At 38.5% G+C, this 20,073-nt stretch carries 16 protein-coding genes and 1 riboswitch; of the genes, 7 read left to right on the top strand and 9 right to left on the bottom strand.

The window, feature by feature from the left end; translation table 11 throughout:
- The first annotated feature begins 20 nt into the window (after positions 1 to 20).
- Positions 21 to 3,512, top strand: coding sequence for a VCBS repeat-containing protein (locus SKC36_RS05475; protein ID WP_459465103.1), 3,492 nt, complete (start codon positions 21 to 23; stop codon positions 3,510 to 3,512).
- Here the strand turns inward: SKC36_RS05475 and SKC36_RS05470 are convergent.
- Genes SKC36_RS05470 through porW form a run of 3 tightly spaced genes read right to left on the bottom strand, consistent with a single transcriptional unit; the run spans position 3,501 to position 9,409 of the window.
- Positions 3,501 to 4,979: an FG-GAP repeat domain-containing protein gene (locus SKC36_RS05470; protein ID WP_459465101.1), complete on the bottom strand. Its 1,479-nt coding sequence runs from the start codon at positions 4,977 to 4,979 to the stop codon at positions 3,501 to 3,503. The two genes, SKC36_RS05475 and SKC36_RS05470, sit on opposite strands and share 12 nt — an antisense overlap.
- A 1-nt stretch (position 4,980) precedes the next feature.
- On the bottom strand, positions 4,981 to 7,293 hold the full coding sequence (locus SKC36_RS05465) for a penicillin-binding protein 1A (protein ID WP_459454199.1): 2,313 nt from the start codon (positions 7,291 to 7,293) through the stop codon (positions 4,981 to 4,983).
- Position 7,294: 1 nt separating this feature from the next.
- On the bottom strand, positions 7,295 to 9,409 hold the full coding sequence (gene porW / locus SKC36_RS05460; RefSeq protein ID WP_459465099.1) for a type IX secretion system periplasmic lipoprotein PorW/SprE: 2,115 nt from the start codon (positions 9,407 to 9,409) through the stop codon (positions 7,295 to 7,297).
- Between the two features lie 91 nt (positions 9,410 to 9,500).
- Here porW and SKC36_RS05455 point away from each other — a divergent pair, with 91 nt between their 5' ends.
- The 5 genes from SKC36_RS05455 (at position 9,501) to SKC36_RS05435 (ending at position 15,187) form a co-directional block, all read left to right on the top strand.
- Positions 9,501 to 9,686 (top strand): AtpZ/AtpI family protein, encoded by a 186-nt coding sequence (locus tag SKC36_RS05455; protein ID WP_459454201.1) that lies wholly within the window; start codon positions 9,501 to 9,503, stop codon positions 9,684 to 9,686.
- Positions 9,687 to 9,762: 76 nt separating this feature from the next.
- A complete protein-coding gene (locus SKC36_RS05450; protein WP_459454202.1) occupies positions 9,763 to 11,631 on the top strand; it encodes a penicillin-binding transpeptidase domain-containing protein in 1,869 nt (622 codons plus the stop codon).
- The gene (gene rodA / locus SKC36_RS05445) at positions 11,628 to 12,917 is read left to right on the top strand and encodes a rod shape-determining protein RodA (protein WP_459454203.1); all 1,290 of its coding nucleotides are present in this window, start codon (positions 11,628 to 11,630) and stop codon (positions 12,915 to 12,917) included. The genes SKC36_RS05450 and rodA overlap by 4 nt, the downstream gene beginning before the upstream one ends.
- A gap of 12 nt (positions 12,918 to 12,929) precedes the next feature.
- A complete protein-coding gene (locus SKC36_RS05440) occupies positions 12,930 to 14,165 on the top strand; it encodes an MFS transporter (protein WP_459454204.1) in 1,236 nt (411 codons plus the stop codon).
- Complete coding sequence (locus tag SKC36_RS05435) at positions 14,165 to 15,187, top strand: hypothetical protein (RefSeq protein ID WP_459454205.1); 1,023 nt, start codon at positions 14,165 to 14,167, stop codon at positions 15,185 to 15,187. The genes SKC36_RS05440 and SKC36_RS05435 overlap by 1 nt, the downstream gene beginning before the upstream one ends.
- Here SKC36_RS05435 and SKC36_RS05430 read toward each other — a convergent pair.
- The 6 genes from SKC36_RS05430 to SKC36_RS05405 all read right to left on the bottom strand — a co-directional run bounded on the left by SKC36_RS05430 (position 15,184) and on the right by SKC36_RS05405 (position 18,592).
- Positions 15,184 to 15,558 (bottom strand): DUF423 domain-containing protein, encoded by a 375-nt coding sequence (locus SKC36_RS05430; RefSeq protein WP_459454206.1) that lies wholly within the window; start codon positions 15,556 to 15,558, stop codon positions 15,184 to 15,186. The two genes, SKC36_RS05435 and SKC36_RS05430, sit on opposite strands and share 4 nt — an antisense overlap.
- 42 nt (positions 15,559 to 15,600) lie before the next feature.
- A complete protein-coding gene (gene atpH / locus SKC36_RS05425; protein ID WP_459454207.1) occupies positions 15,601 to 16,137 on the bottom strand; it encodes an ATP synthase F1 subunit delta in 537 nt (178 codons plus the stop codon).
- A gap of 25 nt (positions 16,138 to 16,162) precedes the next feature.
- Positions 16,163 to 16,657, bottom strand: coding sequence for a F0F1 ATP synthase subunit B (gene atpF / locus SKC36_RS05420; protein ID WP_109322162.1), 495 nt, complete (start codon positions 16,655 to 16,657; stop codon positions 16,163 to 16,165).
- A gap of 127 nt (positions 16,658 to 16,784) precedes the next feature.
- Complete coding sequence (gene atpE, locus SKC36_RS05415) at positions 16,785 to 17,030, bottom strand: ATP synthase F0 subunit C (protein ID WP_109322163.1); 246 nt, start codon at positions 17,028 to 17,030, stop codon at positions 16,785 to 16,787.
- A 38-nt stretch (positions 17,031 to 17,068) separates the two neighbouring features.
- Positions 17,069 to 18,130, bottom strand: coding sequence for a F0F1 ATP synthase subunit A (gene atpB, locus SKC36_RS05410; protein ID WP_459465097.1), 1,062 nt, complete (start codon positions 18,128 to 18,130; stop codon positions 17,069 to 17,071).
- Positions 18,131 to 18,232: 102 nt separating this feature from the next.
- Positions 18,233 to 18,592: a hypothetical protein gene (locus SKC36_RS05405; RefSeq protein ID WP_459454209.1), complete on the bottom strand. Its 360-nt coding sequence runs from the start codon at positions 18,590 to 18,592 to the stop codon at positions 18,233 to 18,235.
- Between the two features lie 263 nt (positions 18,593 to 18,855).
- A riboswitch (SAM riboswitch) is annotated at positions 18,856 to 18,970 on the top strand.
- Between the two features lie 8 nt (positions 18,971 to 18,978).
- Here SKC36_RS05405 and SKC36_RS05400 point away from each other — a divergent pair.
- On the top strand, positions 18,979 to 20,073 hold the full coding sequence (locus SKC36_RS05400; protein ID WP_459454210.1) for a homoserine O-acetyltransferase family protein: 1,095 nt from the start codon (positions 18,979 to 18,981) through the stop codon (positions 20,071 to 20,073).

Below are 20,073 nucleotides of genomic sequence, written 5' to 3'. Positions count from 1 at the left end.
AGCCTAGTAATTTTAATTATATGAACTTACGCCAACTACTTTATTTTAGCTTCGTCTTTTTTGGAATCATTTCCTGTAAAAGCAAAACTACCTTTGAACTATTGCCTAGTGATGAAACAGGCATTCATTTTTCCAATCAGATTGTCGAGAATGATACACTGAGTATTTTGAAGTATGAATACCTATACAACGGTAGTGGGGTGGGAATGGGAGATTTTAATAATGACGGTTTATTGGATTTGTTTTTTTCGGGTAATCAAGCCAACGGTACTCTTTATCTTAATAGAGGGGAAATGAAGTTTGAGGATGTATCCAAAAAAGCAGGAATCGATACTAAAAACCGCTGGTGTGCGGGCGTTAGTGTGGTGGATATTAATGCCGATGGTCTCTTGGATGTCTATGTTTCCGTGACCCTAAAAAATGCAGATAAAGACCGTGAAAATTTGCTCTTTGTCAACCAAGGAATCAAAGAAGGTATTCCTACCTTTAAAGAAATGGCGGTTGAATATGGAATCAATGATAATGGCCATAGTCAGCATGCCGCTTTTTTTGATTATGATAAAGATGGGGATTTAGATTTATATGTTTTAACCGATAAAATAACCGAGTTCCCTTCCCTTTTTAGACCTAAGGTCAATGATGGTTCCTATCCGAATACGGATCGCTTGTACCGAAATGATTGGTCTGATGCGCTAAAACATCCTGTTTTTACCAATGTCTCAAAAGAAGCAGGAATCACCTTAGAGGGCTTTGGTTTGGGAATTAATATTTGTGATATCAATCAAGATAATTGGCCAGATATTTATGTGACCAATGACTACGTATCAGATGATATTTTATACATCAACAATCAGAATGGCACATTTACGGATCAGTCCAAAGTTTACTTCAAACATACCAGTTTAAGTGCCATGGGAAATGATGTGGCTGACATCAATAATGATGGATTGGCGGATATAGTGGCATTGGACATGCTTCCTAAAAGTAATGAACGTAAAAAACAATTAGCTCCAGGAAACCACTATCAAACCTATTTGAATAGTGATACTTATGGCTATACTTATCAATACATGCGAAATACCCTGCAATTAAATGCAGGGAAGCAAGCTAACGGTAAGCCGTATCCTTTTCAGGAAATTGGTTTGATGGCCGGTGTCGCTGAAACAGAATGGAGCTGGTGTCCTTCATTAGCTGATTTTGATAATGATGGTTATCGTGATTTACTGATCACCAACGGATTTCCAAAAGATGTAACCGATCGAGATTTTATGTCATATCAGGCTGAATCAAGAAGGTTAACATCGGAGGCTATCATGTTGGAAAAATTACCTGTGATCAAAATCAATAACTATGCCTTTAAAAATATGGGGGGCTTGAAGTTTGATGATGTGAGTGCCAACTGGGGTATTAATGTAGCTTCATTCTCTAATGGTGCTGTTTATGGGGATTTAGACAATGATGGTGATTTAGATTATGTAGTTAATAATATCAATGATGAGGCTTTTGTTTACCGTAACAATACCATAGAACAGGATAAGGAAAAATCACAGTTTTTACGTGTGAAGTTTGAAGGGAAAGGTAAAAATGTATTGGGAATTGGAGCTAAAATCGAGGGTATTTTTGCTGATGGTTCACGTTTTTATTATGAGAATACTCCATATCGTGGTTATTTGTCGAGTGTAGAGACTGTTGCCCATATTGGTTTAGGGTCCAAATTGGCGATCAAAGAAATGCGCATTTTCTGGCCTAATGACTCCATGCAAGTGATTAAAAATCCGGGTAAGAATAAAGTCATTCAAGTTAAGATCAGTGATGCCAAATTACCTGTTCAAAGTATGTTTGATCAAGTAAAGCCTCTTTTGGAGGATATCAGTGAAAGCCTACAATTGACAGATGTGCACAAAGAATATGATTTTGTCGATTTCAATTTTCAGAGTTTAATTCCTTATAAACTTTCTCAATTAGGTCCAGGCTGTTCTGTCGGCGATATTAATGGAGATGGGTTAGAAGACTTTTTTGTAGGAGGAGCTAAGTTTTATTCTGGACTATTGTACTTACAGCAAGCTAATGGACACTTTATTACAAAGCCATTGGATGGAGTACAAGAGCAACCCAAAAAAATGGGTGAAGATTTAGGTTCTTTATTGGCTGATTTTGATCGAGATGGGGATTTAGATTTGTATATAACACGTGGTGGTACTGAGGATAAAGCGGACTCTCCAAGTTTTCAAGATGTGCTGTACAAGAATGATGGAAAGGGAAATTTTACCTTGGATATGCAAGCCTTGCCTAGTTTCTTGGAAAGTAATTCGGCAGTAAGGTCCGTTGATTTTGATCGAGATGGGGATTTGGATTTATTTGTCAGTGGAAGAAATGTGCCTTTTGAATATCCAAAGGGAACCGTTTCTAGATTATTACGTAATGATTCTAAACCAGGGCAAATAAAATTTAGTGATCAAACAGCTCAATGGGCACCGGAATTATTGAATGAATCCTTAATCTGTGACGCTATTTGGTCAGATGTCAATCAAGATGGTTGGGTGGATTTGGTATTGGCTGGTGAATATTTACCGATTCAGGTTTTTGAAAACCAAAAGGCCAAATTGAAAAAATTAAGTGAAACGGGATTGGAGAAATATACGGGATTATGGGCTTCTATTACCAGTGCTGATTTTGATCAAGATGGAGATATGGACTTTATCGCAGGAAATATGGGTAAAAACACCATTTTACGTGCTAATAGCAAGCAGCCTGTTGAAATTGTTCATGGAGATCTGGATGGTAATGGCTTATACGATATTTTCCCTTTTGTGTACTTTCAAGGACCGAAAGGATTGTATGAATCTTATCCATTGTTTGGAAAGGACGATACGCATAAGCAATTAAATGCTACACGAGCTCGCTATGTCTATTATAAAGACTTTGGAAAAGCCAAACAAGAGAATTTATTTACCGATGCTGAAAAGCAGAAATCCTCAAAATTGTCTTTCACGGAGAATGCATCGGTTTATATCGAGAATTTAGGGAAAGGTAAATTTGCGGTACACGAACTTCCTGCGATGGCACAAGTTTCGGCCCTGAACGGCATGCAGGTTATTGATATTAACCAAGATGGTTATTTAGACGTGCTGTTTGTAGGGAATAATTTTGGGAATGAAGTCTCCACAGGAAGGTATGATGCCTCTAATGGAGGAGTACTTTTGGGAAATGGAAAAGGTAAATTCACCTACCAAGCTAATTCAGGCTTATTTGTTCCAAGTGACGCGAAAGCCTTGGTGAGTATTCGTTTAGCCAAGGATCAATTAGGTTTCATTGCCCTTCAAAATAGAGGAGCGATGCATGTGTTTAAACCTGTAAAGAACTTTGTTTCGTTGGCTCAAGCTGGAAAGGATTTCACCTACCAATATTTAGGGAAGAAACAAAAAATAAATTGGAATTATGGCTCATCTTATTTGAGTCAAAGTTCCTTAGCTCAAAGCTTTGTTCCCAAGGGGGCTACTTTAGCGAATTAAGTTTTTAAAATAGGTCAGTTGGAGACCAGGGGTCAATTTGATTCCTGGTTTCACTGCACCAAATTGATAATTTCCCAAAACAATGTCGATATCTCCATCTTTATCTACATCTCCTGCATCCATGCAGATATAATGACCGCCATTGCCAATATTTAAATTACTGACCTGAAAGGTCATATTGCCTTGATTCTGAAAATATAAAAAGTTTTCATTACAGCCTTTATCGTTTTCTGCAAAAAATGCAATCATGGCTAAATCTAAATCTCCATCTTGGTCAAAGTCCCTCGCCACGGTTTTTGATGCTCCATAAGATGGATAAAAATAGCCTTCTTTGAAATTGTTTCTGCCGTCATTGAGGTATACATGAACACCATGAAAAGCTTTTTTGGAGCGAGAATAATCGGCATTATCGCCATTGGAAACAATGATGTCATCATGTCCATCTTTGTTCATATCAGCCACTTCCATATAACTACTTCCAAAGACGGAGTCAAATTGAAGTAATGGTTTCTCCACGAAAATACCTTGTCCTTTATTGATGAATAAAGAAACACCTTCCCTAGATTGAGCCATTAAGACCAATAAGTCAGGCTTTCCATCACCCGTGTAATCTTTTATGACCACATTTCGCGCTCCTGCTTGGGCTTTTAAAAGATGCCGATTTTTGTTTTTTCCATCAATCCACGTTAACTGACCACGTTCAAACCCATATTCACAAATCACAAAATCCTGGACACCATCACCATTGAAGTCACTGATTTGAATATCTACTGGACGTTTAAGGGAATCCACCAGGGCTTCCATTTTGCCTTTAGGATTAATTCCATACATCGTCCCGATTTTCTCATCATTAGGATACATTTTGCCAATGGCCAATAGGTAGGGCTTTCCTGCTAAAATTTGAGTTAAGGCTACAGGGCTTTGAGTTTCTATCGTATTTTTAACTTTTTTGTTGGCGTCCATCACCCACAAGGTCCGATTGCGTGTTCCTGCCCAAATTTCGGGTTTGTCTGGATGGATTCGCAAGGATATTACGACACCTAGTTGGTCCGTTTTTGAAATATAGGATTCTTCTTTAAAATGTAAGGTTGAGGTGCTAATTGGACTTCTTTGTTTTTGTGGAAGAGGTTTTTCTGGGGCATTTTTGACGTAATAATCCACGATCAACTGCCAATCTTCCTCACTTATTTTTGGATCTAGGGGATAGATATCCATGGCCATGGCACTTTGATATTGCTCCTCTGATATACGCGTCATCAATTGAAAACGATCTCCAATACCCAAGCGATAACCCATTTCGGGTAAAACACCTTCTTTCCAAGTTTTTTTATCTAATAAGGAAGGATCTGGGAATTTATGGCAAGAAGAACAGGTCTCCTTGGCAAGAGCTTCACTTTTTTCATCCGCACTTTGTTTACAAGCTGTAAAAACAGTAGAGAAAATAAATAGGAAGGTAATGAATCGCATGTTATTGAACATTGGTATTTTGAACGGCGGTTGAATCTATGCCCACTTTACCACTGCAGGTAAAATCGAACACAAATTTTTCTGGTTTTAAGAAAGGCATTTTTCTGTACCCTTCAATGGCTAATGATTGATCTGAATAAACTTTTTCCATGAATTTGGCATAAGCAGGCATGGCCATTTTAGCCCCTTGACCTAAGGCAAGAGATCTGAAGTGAATGCTTCGGTCATCTCCACCTACCCAAACCCCTGCTACTAATTTCTGGGTTACTCCCATGAACCACCCATCAGAAAAGTTAGAGGTAGTACCTGTTTTAGCTCCTATTTCATTCCCTGCTACAATGGATGTTCTTCTTAAGCCCTCCGCAGTACCTCCTGGTTCCTGTACTGCACCCTGTAACATATACGTCATCAGATAAGCTGTTTCTGGTTTAATAACGGCTTTAGCTGTTGGGGAAAATTCACGAAGTACATTGCCTACTTTATCGGTAATTTTTAAAATCAAAATAGGCTCAATTCTTTCTCCTCCATTGGCAAAAGTACTGTAGGCAGATACTTGCTCGAACACAGATACTTCAGAGGCTCCTAAGCAAAGGGATGGGCCCTCATATAAGGGACTGGAGATGCCGGCCTTGTGGGCAAATTCTGCAATTTTTTGAGGCCCCATTTCTTTCATTAATTTAGCTGAAATGGTATTGATGGATAAGGCCATGGCTCTTCTTAATTTGAGTTTTTCATAGCTATATTTCCCATCAGAATTGGAAGGTGTCCATGTTCCATTGGTGAGGCCATCTTCTTCCCCAAAAGTCACGGGTTCATCAATCAGCTCATCACAAGGAGTGGCAATTTCATTTTCTATGGCTGCCCCGTAAACAAAAGGCTTAAAGGTTGAACCAGGCTGTCTTTTACTTTGGGTAATGTGGTCAAACTTAAAGTATTTGTAGTTAATACCCCCAATCCATGCTTTTACGTGGCCATTGGTTGGATCCATGGCCATAAAGCCACAATTCAATATTCTTTTATAATAATTTAATGAATCCATGGAGCTCATGGTCGTATCGATATCTCCTTGGTAAGAAAATACGGTCATTTTTACTTTCCGATTTAATTCTTCCCACACCTTAAATTCATCGTTATTGTAAGCTGACATCAATTCACGGTATCTGTCAGTGCGTTTCATGGCATCTTTCAAGAATCCCTTGATTTCCTTCATTTCTTCGTTTACCCATGGATTTCTACCTTTCCAATGTGAATAGAATAGACTTTGCTCCGCTTTCATGTGTTCCTGAATGGACTCTTCCGCATATTTTTGCATGCGGGAATCGATACTGGTATAAATGCGTAAGCCAGAAGTATACAAGTTAATCTGCTGGTCTTCCGGTCGATCGGCATTGATTTCTTTGATGATGGATACTATTTGTTTACGGATACTTTCTCTGAAATAGGGTGCTGCGCCGGTATTTTGATTTTCAACCTTAAACTTTAGGTTCAAAGGGCTTTCCATCATAGCACGAGCTTCCTCCTCCAACACATAATCATATTTGGCTAATTGGCCTAAAACGACATTCCTTCTTTCTAAGGTTTTTTCAGGTCTAATCCTTGGGTCGTACAAAGATGGATTTTGCAATAATCCAATTAAAGTAGCGGCTTCGGGTAAGGTGACTGTTTTGACATCCTTTTGAAAATAGGTCCTACAAGCCACTTGAATCCCGTAGGCATTATTACCAAAACTTACCTCATTGAGGTACATGGCCATAATTTCCTGTTTGGTATAGCGTCTTTCTAATTTGATGGCTAGTATCCATTCTTTTACCTTAGCAATAGCCGTTTTCAAACCTCCAATTTTCATGAGTAAACCCATATACAAGGGGTCGTCTTCCCCAAATTCCACCGAACGGGTATGAAACAAGTTTTTGGCTAATTGTTGAGAAATGGTACTACCCCCGCCAGAAGTTCCTAAGCTTAAAACGACACGCATCATGGAGCGCATATCAATACCTGAATGAGTAGTGAATCGGGCATCTTCCGTGGCCATTAGGGTATTGATGATGGTCGGAGATAGATCTTCAAACTCAACGGGATTTCGGTTTTCTCTAAAGTATTTGCCAATTTCTTGTCCATCCTCAGAAATCAATAAAGAAGCCTCTTGGCTTTTTGGGTTTTCCAATTCATAAAGGCTGGGCATACCGCCAAACAGCCATAGAAAATTGAAATTGACGGCAGTTATAAACAGGACCACAAATAGGGTAGAGCCTACAAGAAATTTATACGTAAATCGAATCAGTTTTAGATATTTTCCCTCTTCAAATTCGAACATATTAGTTTTTATTTTTGGTATAGGCTTTTAACAAAGCTTCTGCCTCGGTTGTTAATGGGCTTTTGGGGAAAGCCTGAATGAAGTTTTTTAAATTATCTTGGTAGCTGGTATATTCCTTTAGGCCACCATAGCAAAGCGCTTTTAAAAATACGACTTTATCTTCTAAGTTACTACCCGGAAATTGTTGTAAGATTTGCTGACATTGCCGCGAGGCTTCAGAATAATTAGTAGCCTTAAATTGAGCAAAAGCTAATTCATAGGCTTTTTGTGCCGCTAATTCATTGCTTTCTGTTAAACTACCATTTTCAATTTTCAATATTAATTGTTTGAAATAGGCAGTTGGGAATCGATCAAATAAAACACTGCGGTAGTTTTTTTGCTCTGGAGAATCTTTGACAGTACTTAGATATAATAGATACAGGGCTTCCGCCTCATGGCTCGTGGTGGGGAAATTGGTCAAAAGCTTTTTTAATAATTTGCTAGCCTCTTCTTTTTCACCCAATTCCAATCGGACAAATTTGCCTAGCTCAAACAAGGCATCTTCTTGTCGTTTTTTTACTTGGGCGATTTGTTCTACACTTTTTGGTATGGTATTCAACCAAATTTGTAAGGAATCAATTTGGGCTGGATTATTGCTATTTACTTTGGTATTCTCTGTCGAAGTATTCGTTGTGTTTTGGGTTAAGTCCACAATCCGATTCGTCAGGTTATTATTTTTATTTTTTCGATTCCAAAAATCTTCTAAAGTTCTTGGTCCCCATTTATTGGTAAATTCCTGTTGACCTTGCATTCTTGCTTGGTCATTATGGAAATAGAAACTTTGTTGTTCTGGGCTAGGAGCCCTGCGTGTAAAGACTACATTACTTACCGCAGCCAAGGTTTTGCTTTGTAAGGAATCTGCTTTCCTTTGTTGCCTTTTTTGTTTCTTTTGGTAAAGTTCGCTTAAGTCTGCCAGCGACATTTGGCTTAAGTTTAGTAAGGAGTCTTGCTGACCTACTGTTTTACTTAGTTGCAAATAAGTAGACCAAGTACTTTTTAATTTTTGCGTAGCGCTGTAGGATGGATGATTAGGCGATAAATAGGTGGCTGCACTGTCATAATATTTTGCCGCCTCATCAAAACGTTTTAATTGCTGGGCAAATAGATTAGCCAATTGTAGATAAAGTTCCCCGCGATCGCCAGCACTTTTTCCTCCTTTTGTCCAATAATCTTTAGCTTTCTCAAAATCCTTATTTTTAAAATAGATTTCACCTAAAGCCGAATATAAAGCGGGTACATGATCTTGATTTTTCGGCTCCCGAATCATTTTTTCTAATTCTTCTGGGGCATTGTTCAGTTTATGAACTGCCAGGGTAGCATTGAATTGTAATTCATAACTGGCTTTTGATTTTTTACAAGCAGCATAATTTTCCAAAGCTAGTTTGTTTTTACCTTGGGATTCAAATAACTGACCAAGAATAAAATACAAGCGGGCTTTTTCTTCCCCAGAAGAAAGGGAAGGAAGTGTTTCCTCCAGTAAGGCAATCGTGGGGATTATTTCATTTTTACTTTGATGGTAAAAGGCCCTTGAAAGTAAATAATTATTTTTTTGACTTTGGTTTAAGTCTAAACTTTGAATGAATTCACCGACCTTTTCGGCCGAAACAAAATCATGCTGATGGATGTAAATTTGGTATAAATGAATCAGAGAGGTACTTTGGGAACGCGGGTCATTGTCGATTGAGTTGACAAATTTGAAAGTCTCTAAAGCATTTTTATAATCTTTTTTGATGTACCTACCCCAACCGATTAAGGTATAGGCATCATCGATATAATTGGAATTTTGGTGGCGGTCGATGACTAAAGAAGCCTTTTTGATTACCTGATCAATGTCCGAAGCATGTTGTTGGCCAAAGGTTGAGTCTACCTTAGGAATAATGGGTAATATGGATTTGTAATCTTCTTTGCGCTCCTCCCAAAATTTCTTTTGTATGGTTTTTTTTAGTCGATCCGCCTGCCAAATCGCATTATATTTGGCATTTAGGTTATGAAAAGCGACGGCAGCTGGTTTCGTGCTTTGTTGAGAACAAGCACTCACTAGGGCTAATAAAGCAAGAAGCCAATAACGTCTTATCATGTGGGAAACCAAAATTGTTCAAATTTACAATTTATCTCAACGAAAAAGGGATAAATTTAGCATGGCTTTACGATTAATTTAATTCAAATACATGAACTCTTACCAAAAATTCATTGGAGCGGCCTTTCAAATGTTGGTTACCATCCTATTAGGGGTTTGGTTAGGTCGATATTTGGATGGGTATTTTGAATTGGATAAACCCTGGCTGACCATCGTTTTTTCCTTGGGTTCCATCATTTTTTCCATGCTTGGTTTGATTCGCAGTTTGCCAAAATAATTGCGATTTAGCTCGATTTATAAGCCGAGATATTTCTGTAAATTGCTGAGATTTTTCATATTAACTCCATTTTTCCGTGTTCGAGGGTCGTAGACAAATTCTTTTGTTGTTCTTTATCATCATTGGATTGGTGTTTTTAGGGAAGTTATTTTTCCTTCAAGTGATTGATGATAGTTATGAAAAGGCGGCTGATAATAATGCCATTCGAAAAATCATTCAAATACCCTTTCGAGGTGAGGTATATGACCGCCATAATAAGTTGATCGTCTACAATACCCCTGTCTATGATTTGTACATTACTCCTAGAAAGGCGCATGTGCGTGATACCTTACAATTTTGCCAGCTTTTTGGTATCACTAGGGCTTACTTTGATTCTACTTGTAAGCAAGCCAAAGCTTATTCTCGGGTGAAGCCATTTTTATTTTTGAAACATTTATCGAAAGAGGATTTTGCTCGGGTTCAGGATGCTATGGTCGATTTTCCTGGATTTACCTTTACCACTACGGCATTTCGAACTTACCAATCAAAGGCTTTCTCAAATGCCTTAGGCTATGTAGCTGAGATTAATTCCAATTCCTTGCAGAATCAAAAAGACGACTATTACCGCCAAGGCGATTATGTAGGAGTTTCCGGCATTGAAAGTTTTTATGAAGAAGATTTACGAGGGCAAAGGGGGGTTAAATACCGAATGGTTAATAGTAATGGTGTAGAAAAGGGAGATTTTAAAGAAGGGCGATTGGATATTCAACCAATAGCAGGAAAGAATTTATTTACGGGTGTGGATATTCGCTTACAAGAATATGCGGATAGCCTTATGCAACATAAGGTAGGTTCTGTGGTTGCCATTGAGCCTTCTTCGGGAGAGATTTTAACCATGGTTTCGGCGCCATCCTATGACCCTAGTTTATTAGCTGGACGTAATTTCTCCAAATATTATCGGGATTTGGCCTTGGATCCCATGAAGCCTTTGTTGAACCGACCACCTTCAGCCTATTATCGGCCTGGATCAACCTTTAAATTGATTCAAGCTTTGGTGGGTTTACAATTAGGAATCATCACACCTGGAAGTGTTTTTACACATGCAGGAGCCCCGGTGAAATGCCATGCCCATAATACTTCGCATAATGATTTACATAATGCCATTCAATGGTCTTGTAATCCTTATTTTTATCATGCTTTTCGAAAAATCTTGTACGAGAATACCCAAGGTAATACCTTTGAGCGCTCGGCTCAAGGATTGCAGCGGTGGTCTGAACTAGTGGCCAATTTTGGTTTTGGAAGAAAATTAGGGGTTGATTTAGGTAATGAGAAAAAAGGAATCTTGCCCAATGTAGAGTATTATAATAAAGTGTACAAAGGGGAAAATACTTGGAAGTTTTCCAATATCTATTCCTTGAGCATTGGGGAGGGAGAGTTAGTGGTCAATCCCTTAAAAATGGCCAATGTAGCTGCTATAATTGCTAATCGGGGATGGTATATTCCTCCTCATTTAGTTAAGGCCATTGGAGACAATAAAGTAGTGGATCCATTTTATAAAACCCCTGTTTCTGTTGGGATAGATGCCAAACATTTTGGTGTGGTTATTGAAGGTATGAAGGATGCTGTTTTGCATGGTACGGTAGGTAGTGATGGTCGAATTCCTGATATTGTGATGTGCGGTAAAACAGGTACATCTCAAAATGCTAAAGGAGAAGATCACTCCGTTTTTATAGCTTTTGCTCCCAAAGAGAATCCGAAAATTGCCATCGCTGTTTTTGTTGAAAATGCTGGTTTTGGAGGTTTTGCAGCGGCACCAATCGCATCCCTTATTATTGAGAAATATTTAAAAGGAAAGGTAGATAGAAAGGCTGTGGAGGAGAAATTTATGAATAAAAGTTATCTTCCCAATGTGTTATCCGTCACAGGCCCTAAACCTCAAAAACCTAAAAAAGATACCCTAAAATGAGTAACCAAAATCAATTAGTGAGTAAGGTTGATTGGATTACCGTATCTCTGTATGCCCTTTTTGTATTGGCAGGCTGGATGAATATTTATTCTGCCGTATATAATCCAGAGACCCATTTATGGATTTTTGACGCTAAATTTTATGATTCCAACGCAGGAAAACAATTGATTTGGATAGCGACTAGTCTTATTCTCATCATCTGTATATTTGCCATTGATTTTCGCTTTTTCGAAGCCTTTGCCCCCATTATATATGCTGGTTTTATTGGATTATTGATATTAGTGCCCTTTTTAGGTGTCACCATCAATGGTTCTCATTCATGGTTTAAATTTGGGTCAATTACCATTCAACCAGCGGAATTTGCCAAAACGGCTACGGCTTTACTATTAGCAAAATACATCAATGAACCTCAGGTGAATTTATCCAAATGGAAAAACCAATGGTTTTCGGCTGCCATTATTGGCCTACCAATGTTGTTGATCATTGCTTCCAATGAAACTGGTTCTGCTTTGGTATTTGCTTCCTTTTTAATCTTACTTTATCGAGAAGGCTTACCCGGTGAATACCCTGGATTATTCATTGGCTCTGTAACCATATTTGTCTCAGCCTTGCTTTTGAGTCCATGGACCATTTTAGCCACTTTAATTGTCATAGCAGGCTGTATCATAGCACTTTCTCCCATTTATATTCAGCGTTTAAAACAAACTTATGTCAAGGCAGCCTTATTTATTGTGGGTATAATGTTCATGGTGTTTTTGGTAGACTTAGCTGTTAATAAAGTTTTAAAAGAGCATCAGCGTAATCGCATCAAAGTATTGATAGATCCATCTTTTGATCCAAGGGGTTTAGGTTATCAAGTAACTCAATCCAAAATAGCTATCGGATCAGGAGGCTTTTGGGGAAAGGGCTATCTTCAAGGAACACAAACTAAATTTGATTTTGTACCAGAGCAGAGTACCGACTTTATTTTTTGTACGATTGGTGAAGAGCATGGTTTTTTTGGGGTTATGGTGGTGATAATCTTGTTTGTGGTCTTTTTATGGCGACTCATGTATTTGGCCGATCAGCAACGTTCTCGTTTTGCTAGGGCCTATGGATATGGGGTGGTTGGGATTTTGTTCTTTCATTTTCTAGTGAATATTGGAATGACCATTGGTTTAATGCCCATCATGGGAATCCCATTGCCTTTTTTTAGTTATGGTGGTTCTTCCCTTTGGTCATTTACCATACTATTGTTTATATTTCTGAAATTAGATTCTCATCGTTCAGACATGCTTTCGCGTTAATAACCTAAACCTATGATAGAAGAAAAACTTAGTTCTAAAGCCAAACTTTTAATTGCCGTAGCTGCCCTAGGCTATTTTGTGGACGTTTATGATTTAATCCTTTTTTCGGTCGTTCGAAATCCTAGTCTTAAAAGCTTAGGACTCGTAGGTCCAGAATTATTAAATCAAGGATTAAACCTGATGAATATTCAAATGGGTGGAATGTTGTTGGGCGGAATTTTATGGGGAATTTATGGGGACAAAAAAGGCAGAAAATCGGTCTTATTTGGTTCTATTTTATTGTATTCCTTGGCCAATGCTTTAAATGGTATGGTACATGATTTGGATACCTATGCTTGGTTACGATTTTTGGCTGGGATTGGATTAGCAGGGGAGTTAGGCGCGGGTATAACCTTGGTCAATGAAACATTACCGGCTTCAAAGCGTGGGATAGGTACATTGATTATTGCTGGCGTAGGGGCTTCTGGAGCTATTTTTGCCCCTATCGTTTCTAATTTTAGTACTGATCCAGAATGGTGGAGAACTTGCTATTACATAGGAGGAGGAATGGGATTGGCATTGTTGCTATTGCGTTTAGGAACTTTTGAGTCAGGGATGTTTTTAGAATTAGAAAAAGATGTAAAAAGGGGGAACTTCTTTCAATTATTTTCGCATACTACGATTTTCAAGAAATACATCTACTGTATTTTAATGGGACTTCCCATTTGGTATATCATTGGTATCTTGGTTTTTTCCTCCCCAGAGCTCTTGCAAACAATGGGACTAAAAGGGGTAATAACAGGGGGCGATGCTATCATGTATTGTTATTTGGGTCTTTCAGTTGGGGATTTTGCCAGTGGATATTTGAGCCAATTTTTAAAGAGCAGAAATAAGGCTGTCATGACCTATTTGATCATTGCTTGGGTATTAACGATTTACTTCTTGTATGGTATGTCAGACATATCGGTGGTTTATGGAAATATCATGATCACCTTATTAGGCTTTTTTGGAGGCTATTGGGCGGTATTCTTGACTAGTTCATCCGAGCAGTTTGGGACTAACTTACGCATGACGGTGACGACCACGGTGCCTAATTTTGTGCGTGGAGCCTTGATTCCGATAAGTCTATTGTTTAAATTTTTGATACCAAGTGTTGGCATGGTACATGCCGCAACCATCGTTGGCGTTTTATGTTTTTCCTTATCGATTTGGTCGGTAAGTCAGCTTAAGGAAACTTTTGGTAAATCATTGGATTTTATAGAAGAATAATGGCTTTAATCTCTCGGAAGAAAAACCTTTATCGGATTAATAATCAGTTGCGGCGCTACCTACATAAGTATGGTCGAGAGTATTCTATGAATATTAGTTATCAGGATTTGCTTCGATATGACAATGCCATCACCCTATATGATAAAAATGGGCATGACACCTTGTGGGAAACTGTTTTTTATTCTCCTGCGGATCAGGAGGAAGTGCACGAATCCCTGAAAAATATTTATGCAGATTTAAAGACGGATGGAAATGAGGGGGTAATTAAGCACTTGGTCATTGATCGAGTGGACTATTGTACCTATGGAAATACGCATCCATTTCGAATTCGAATCGTTAATAAGGTCAATGATATTTTTGATTATTTCTACATCAAAGTGGCGGATGCTTCCAGGGTGTATGGTTTAGAATTGGAGCATATTCTGTCTCCCAACCGAATCAATTATGTGACTTATGATAATACCTTGGTGGAGGAGCATATTGCTGGGGTCCCCGGGGATGTTTTTCTAAAGCAAGATTTAGAAAACGATTTAGAGTCGCCTATCAGACTGGCCAAGGAGTTTGTTAAGTTCAACGAGCGTTGTTTGGTACAACTTTTAGGCGATATGCATAGCACAAATTATGTGGTTATTACAACGCCCGATTTTGATGATATTTATTATCGAATTCGCCCAATCGACTTCGATCAGCAATGTTATGAGGGTAAGCGGTCTGTTTATTTACCTCAATATTTCAAACAAAACAACCGTTTGGTAGAGCTGGGAATGAAATTTATGACACCTGAATCCGTTTGGCAATACCAAATTGAGGAAAGGTCGATGATTGCAAGCCGACTAAAATCGGAAAGCCAACGCGTCTATGATTTAATGACAGTCATGGCAAAAGATGAAATTGCTCCGGTGGAAAACATGGAACAGTTGCGCTTGGAATTAGCCAGGCATTACAATGATGATCGTTTTTTAAACTGCAAAACCATGGGTGAAATTGTTTGGAGCAGTTTAGAATTGGTCATGCGGCATTAGGCTTTTTGGTAGGCGGCTAGCGCCATACAGGAAAATCCTAGGATGAAGGATAGTCCTCCAATAGGAGCCACGGCTCCCCAAATATTTTGTTGGGTAATGCAGATTAAATACAGGGCACCAGGGAAAATAAAACAACCGGCCAAGGTAAAGTAGGAGGCTAATTTCAAAAAACGGTTTCCAGAGTTAATTTGCCAGATACCTAATAGTAATAGGGCTAAAGCACCATACATTTGGTATTTAGAAGCGGTTTCAAAGGTGTCTAGTCTTTGAGTCGACAACAAATAAGCTTTCCAGGCATGAGCACCAAAGGCGCCTATGGCAACTGAAAGGGCGGCTAATATAGATCCAGCAAGTAAGCAAAAACGTTTCATGAGAAAGGGATAAAAAAAGCCTTGATGAACAAGGCTTTTAATTTATGAGGCGAAAGAAACTTTTAAATCATTTAGTTTCCGTCGGATAGAATCATCGACTTGTTTGTCTCCAACACGTAGGATAAACCCACCGATTAAGGATTCGTCAATGGATTCATGTAATTGAACATCTTTTCCAGAATATTCTTTAACGATGGCAATCACTTTATTACGCTGTTCTTCTGTTAAGGCAGAAGAGGTAACGACATCGGCTTTTTGAATTCCTTTGTACGAAGTATATAATTCAATGAATTGTTTCGCAATTGCAGGTAAGAATTCTTCTCTGTTTTTACGTGTAATAATTTCAAAGATAGAATAAGACACAGCGTGAAATTTATCTTTGAATAATTTACTCAAGATAGTCATTTTAGTGCCGTGCTTGATGATTGGGCTTTTAAATGCTAGCACCAATTCCTTACTGTTTTGGCAGGTTTCTTGGAAGCTCACCATATCTTGGTAAACATCTTCCACCACCTTTTTTTCAATGGCTAAATCTAGCAAAGATTTGGCATAACGGTGGGCAACAATTAACTCAGACATTTGATCAAATTTAAGGTGTTGCTTCTTATTTTAATGTGACATCAGCAATCCACTCAGAAACTAATTTCTCTTGTGCAGCTTTGTCTTTCAATTGGCTTTTTAATACTTTTTCAGCTAAGTCAAGCGATAAGCTGGCTGCCTCTTTGCGAATTGAAGCTACAGCAGCTACTTTTTCTTGTTCAAAAGCTACACGGGCTTTTTCAATTTCTTGATTAGCAGCCGTTTGGGCATCCAATTTAGCTTGAGAAATCATGGCATCAGCTGCTTCTTTAGCCTGCTTGATTAAAGCATCACGCTCAGCGCGGGCAGAAACTAACAATTGCTCATTACCTGCTTTAAGTTCGGCCATTTCTTTCTTTGTTTCCTCAGAAAGTTTGATCGCTTGGTCAATGGACTCTTCGCGCTCATGTAATGATTGAATGATGGGTTTCCAAGCAAATTTTGCTAGGAGAAAGAACAAAATTCCGAATACTAGAATTTGCCAAAAGATAAGTCCAAAATCTGGGGTAATTAACTCCATACTTGTGTATAATTAAGATGTTAGAATCTTCTTAAAAACGCAATTTGGCGCCTAGTGCGACCAAATTGCGTTTGAAATAAGTTAAGTCATTTGCCAAGGCTAACCCGAGGCATAACTTTGGGTTGAATTACTTTAAAGTAACCAACAAACAAATTACTGCTGCGAAAAGAGCAACCGCCTCAACGAAAGCAGCTACGATCAACATCGCACCTTGGATTTTTCCTGATGCTTCTGGCTGACGAGCGATAGATTCCATAGCAGAACCACCGATGTTACCGATACCTAAACCAGCACCAACTGCAGCTAAACCAGCTCCAACACCTGCAAGACCAGTTCCTACAGAAACTTCCAATAAAATTGATAAAAGAGACATACTAATTGGGTTTATGAATAAAAATTAAAATACAAATTCTAGTGATGGTGCTCTTCAATAGCTGCACCAATGTAGGTTGAAACCAACATGGTGAAAATAAAGGCTTGAATGAAGGCCACAATCAATTCAATCACGTTCATAAATAAGGAGAACGGTACTACGGCAATTCCTAATGCTGAATTTTCAAAAATAAAGATTAGGGAAACTAAACTCAATAAAATGATGTGACCCGCGGTCATGTTTGCGAACAAACGCACCATTAAGGAGAATGGCTTCATGAAAACACCCACTATTTCAACCGGAGTCATAATCAACAACATCCACTTCGGCACACCTGGCATGGCAAATACGTGAGTCCAATAGGTAGCTTTACCATTTAGGTTAGTCACAAAAAATGCAATGATGGCTAATACCGCAGTTACCGCAATATTTCCAGTTACGTTGGCTCCTCCTGGAATTAAGCCCAACATATTGTTGAACCAAATGAAGAAGAAAACAGTCAATAAATAGGGCATAAAGCGACGATAATGTTTTTCGCCGATATTGTTTTTGGCAATTTCGTCACGGACAAATATGATGATGGGCTCAAATAATGATTGAACGCCTTTAGGTGCACGGTGAGGATTTTCTTTGTATGTTTTGCCAATTCCGATGAAAATACTTAGCAATAAAACAGCGGAGATTAACAAGGAAGCCACATTTTTGGTGATGGAAATATCATAAACTTGTTCTCCATTTTCCGCATGTATCTTACCATGTTCTAGTTTTAAGCCTTGGTAAGGAACTTCTTCATGATGTTCGTTTTTGAAATTGGAAGAAGAAAAAATCTGCAAACCAGCTGATTGAGTATATAAAATACAAGGAAGCGGAACAGTTGCATGGAAATGTCCTATGGTGAAGAAATGCCACTCATGCTCATCAGCAATGTGATGTAAGATCATTTTACCTGCATCGAACTTCTCTTCTTGCTTTGGAGCATGCTCGGCCGCTTCGGCTGCTACTGGCTCATTGGCCCAAGCAGAGAAACTGAAAAGGGAAATGAATAATCCGAGGATTATATTTGAAAAATACACTTTTTTGAAAATGGACTTACCCGACATCTTAATGCTCGCTTTTACTTGAATTTCTTTGAATAATATTGCTAATTCGTTGATTAGCTGGATGTAGAAAAGGATTTTTGTGACTTTTGGCCTAGGCCTTTTCTAAAAACGTCGCAAGTTACGAAGCAAACCAATTATTTCAAAATTTGTACTACATAAATAGAGTACAAAAAAATTCCCTACAAATAAGATCATTTCTGGAGTTCCTACATATCCAAAAACTCCGATGAAAATGAGACTTGCTATGAACCGAATGGCTAGTGAAGCCATGTGGAAGGGGATGAATTTCTCTCGGTCATTTTTCCAACCGATTTGATGAAGGGCATGACTTAAATAGGCCAAAAAGAAAAAGAAGGCCCAGATGAATTTAACATCGGGATGCAACCATTCGGCCAAGCTACTATGATGGACACCCCACAGCACTAATCCCAAGCCGCCGTAAAAACTAAGTAATTTTAGCATGCTGCAAATATCCGAATTAAGTCTTAAAAAGTGGTTTCATTGACTACTAATTTGTACTATTATCAATTTACAGATAAAAATTATCAAGAATAAATTGGCGAATTCGCTGGGCTGAAATTAGCTTTGCTGTCCTTTAAATTTGTCAACTTTAGATTTGTCAACTTTTAAAAAGTTGACAAATCTCTCCGAAAAAGCGATAATTTTGGAATTCTTCCATTTCATCCTTTACTTTGTATTTCCAAGTCAATCGCAAAAGCAGCATTGATTTATAAAGAAGAAGGGAGAGACTAGGCTCAACGAACTTCTGGCAACCAGTTTTAATCGACTAAGGTGCTAACTCCTACCCCAGGCAAATGCCTGTTTAGGGAAATATAAACGAATTGTACATGCAAGCTGAGTTTCATCAATTTCATTCTTCCTCTTCTTTTGCGCTAGAAATGGGTGGCGTTCTTCCTTCCATTCAATTAGCCTATGAAACCATGGGTAAATTAAATGCCGCAAAAGATAATGTGGTTTGGGTATGTCATGCCTTTACCGGTAGTCATGAAGTCTCTGATTGGTGGCAAGGCTTGGTTGGTTCAGGTAAATTATTTAACCCGGAAAATCATTTTATCGTTTGTTGCAATATATTAGGTTCACATTACGGTTCTACTGGGCCGCTTTCTACCAATCCATTAAGCAATGAACCTTATTACCATAGTTTCCCCACAGTCACCATTCGAGATGTTGTCCATAGTTTTGACCTGCTCAGAAAGGATTTAGGCATTGATCGGATTAAAACGTGTATCGGTGGTTCTTTGGGTGGTCAACAAGCCCTAGAATGGGCCATCATTCAGCCTGATTTAATCGAGAACCTTATATTAATTGCCACTAATGCCGTGCATTCTCCTTGGGGAATCGCTTTCAATGAATCCCAAAGAATGTCCATTGAGGTGGATCCTACCTGGAAAGAATCTCAACCAAGAGCTGGAATTGAAGGAATGAAAGCCGCTAGAGCAACAGCTTTAATTTCTTACCGTAATTATGAAACCTATCAAATCACGCAGGCCCGACAAGAAAACTCGACGGGGGAATCGCTTCGTGCCATATCTTACCAGCGTTACCAAGGTGAAAAACTAGCTGGCAGATTTAATGCCTATTCCTATTATATTTTGTCAAAAATGATGGACTCCCAAGATGTGGGTAGAAATAGAGGGGGAGTTATCAAAGCATTGAAGTCGGTAAAGTCAAAGACCTTAGTCATTGGTATTAAATCAGATGCTTTATTTCCTATTGTGGAGCAAGAATATTTAGCCAAACATATTCCTGGAGCATCTTTCCAAGTAATCGACTCTCTTTATGGCCACGATGGTTTTTTAATTGAGAGCGGTTTGATGACTAAAGCCATTCGTTTATGGCAAAAACTGCTTCGTTTGGAAGTGAATCCCATGGCCGACTTTTTCAAGGAATTAGAAATTAGACATATTTCTTACGCTTCGTAA

The organism is Aquirufa sp. OSTEICH-129A, from assembly GCF_054558355.1.
This window is presented reverse-complemented; position numbering and strand designations above follow the sequence as displayed.

Bases quoted from the DNA above. Each gene is read 5' to 3' on its own strand.
- SKC36_RS05470 (WP_459465101.1), bottom strand. From the start codon at position 4,979: ATGCGATTCATTACCTTCCTATTTATTTTCTCTACTGTTTTTACAGCT.
- rodA (WP_459454203.1), top strand. From the start codon at position 11,628: ATGAGTAACCAAAATCAATTAGTGAGTAAGGTTGATTGGATTACCGTA.
- SKC36_RS05455 (WP_459454201.1), top strand. From the start codon at position 9,501: ATGAACTCTTACCAAAAATTCATTGGAGCGGCCTTTCAAATGTTGGTT.
- atpH (WP_459454207.1), bottom strand. From the start codon at position 16,137: ATGTCTGAGTTAATTGTTGCCCACCGTTATGCCAAATCTTTGCTAGAT.
- SKC36_RS05400 (WP_459454210.1), top strand. From the start codon at position 18,979: ATGCAAGCTGAGTTTCATCAATTTCATTCTTCCTCTTCTTTTGCGCTA.
- porW (WP_459465099.1), bottom strand. From the start codon at position 9,409: ATGATAAGACGTTATTGGCTTCTTGCTTTATTAGCCCTAGTGAGTGCT.
- SKC36_RS05440 (WP_459454204.1), top strand. From the start codon at position 12,930: ATGATAGAAGAAAAACTTAGTTCTAAAGCCAAACTTTTAATTGCCGTA.
- atpF (WP_109322162.1), bottom strand. From the start codon at position 16,657: ATGGAGTTAATTACCCCAGATTTTGGACTTATCTTTTGGCAAATTCTA.
- SKC36_RS05435 (WP_459454205.1), top strand. From the start codon at position 14,165: ATGGCTTTAATCTCTCGGAAGAAAAACCTTTATCGGATTAATAATCAG.
- atpE (WP_109322163.1), bottom strand. From the start codon at position 17,030: ATGTCTCTTTTATCAATTTTATTGGAAGTTTCTGTAGGAACTGGTCTT.
- SKC36_RS05405 (WP_459454209.1), bottom strand. From the start codon at position 18,592: ATGCTAAAATTACTTAGTTTTTACGGCGGCTTGGGATTAGTGCTGTGG.
- SKC36_RS05465 (WP_459454199.1), bottom strand. From the start codon at position 7,293: ATGTTCGAATTTGAAGAGGGAAAATATCTAAAACTGATTCGATTTACG.
- SKC36_RS05475 (WP_459465103.1), top strand. From the start codon at position 21: ATGAACTTACGCCAACTACTTTATTTTAGCTTCGTCTTTTTTGGAATC.
- SKC36_RS05430 (WP_459454206.1), bottom strand. From the start codon at position 15,558: ATGAAACGTTTTTGCTTACTTGCTGGATCTATATTAGCCGCCCTTTCA.
- atpB (WP_459465097.1), bottom strand. From the start codon at position 18,130: ATGTCGGGTAAGTCCATTTTCAAAAAAGTGTATTTTTCAAATATAATC.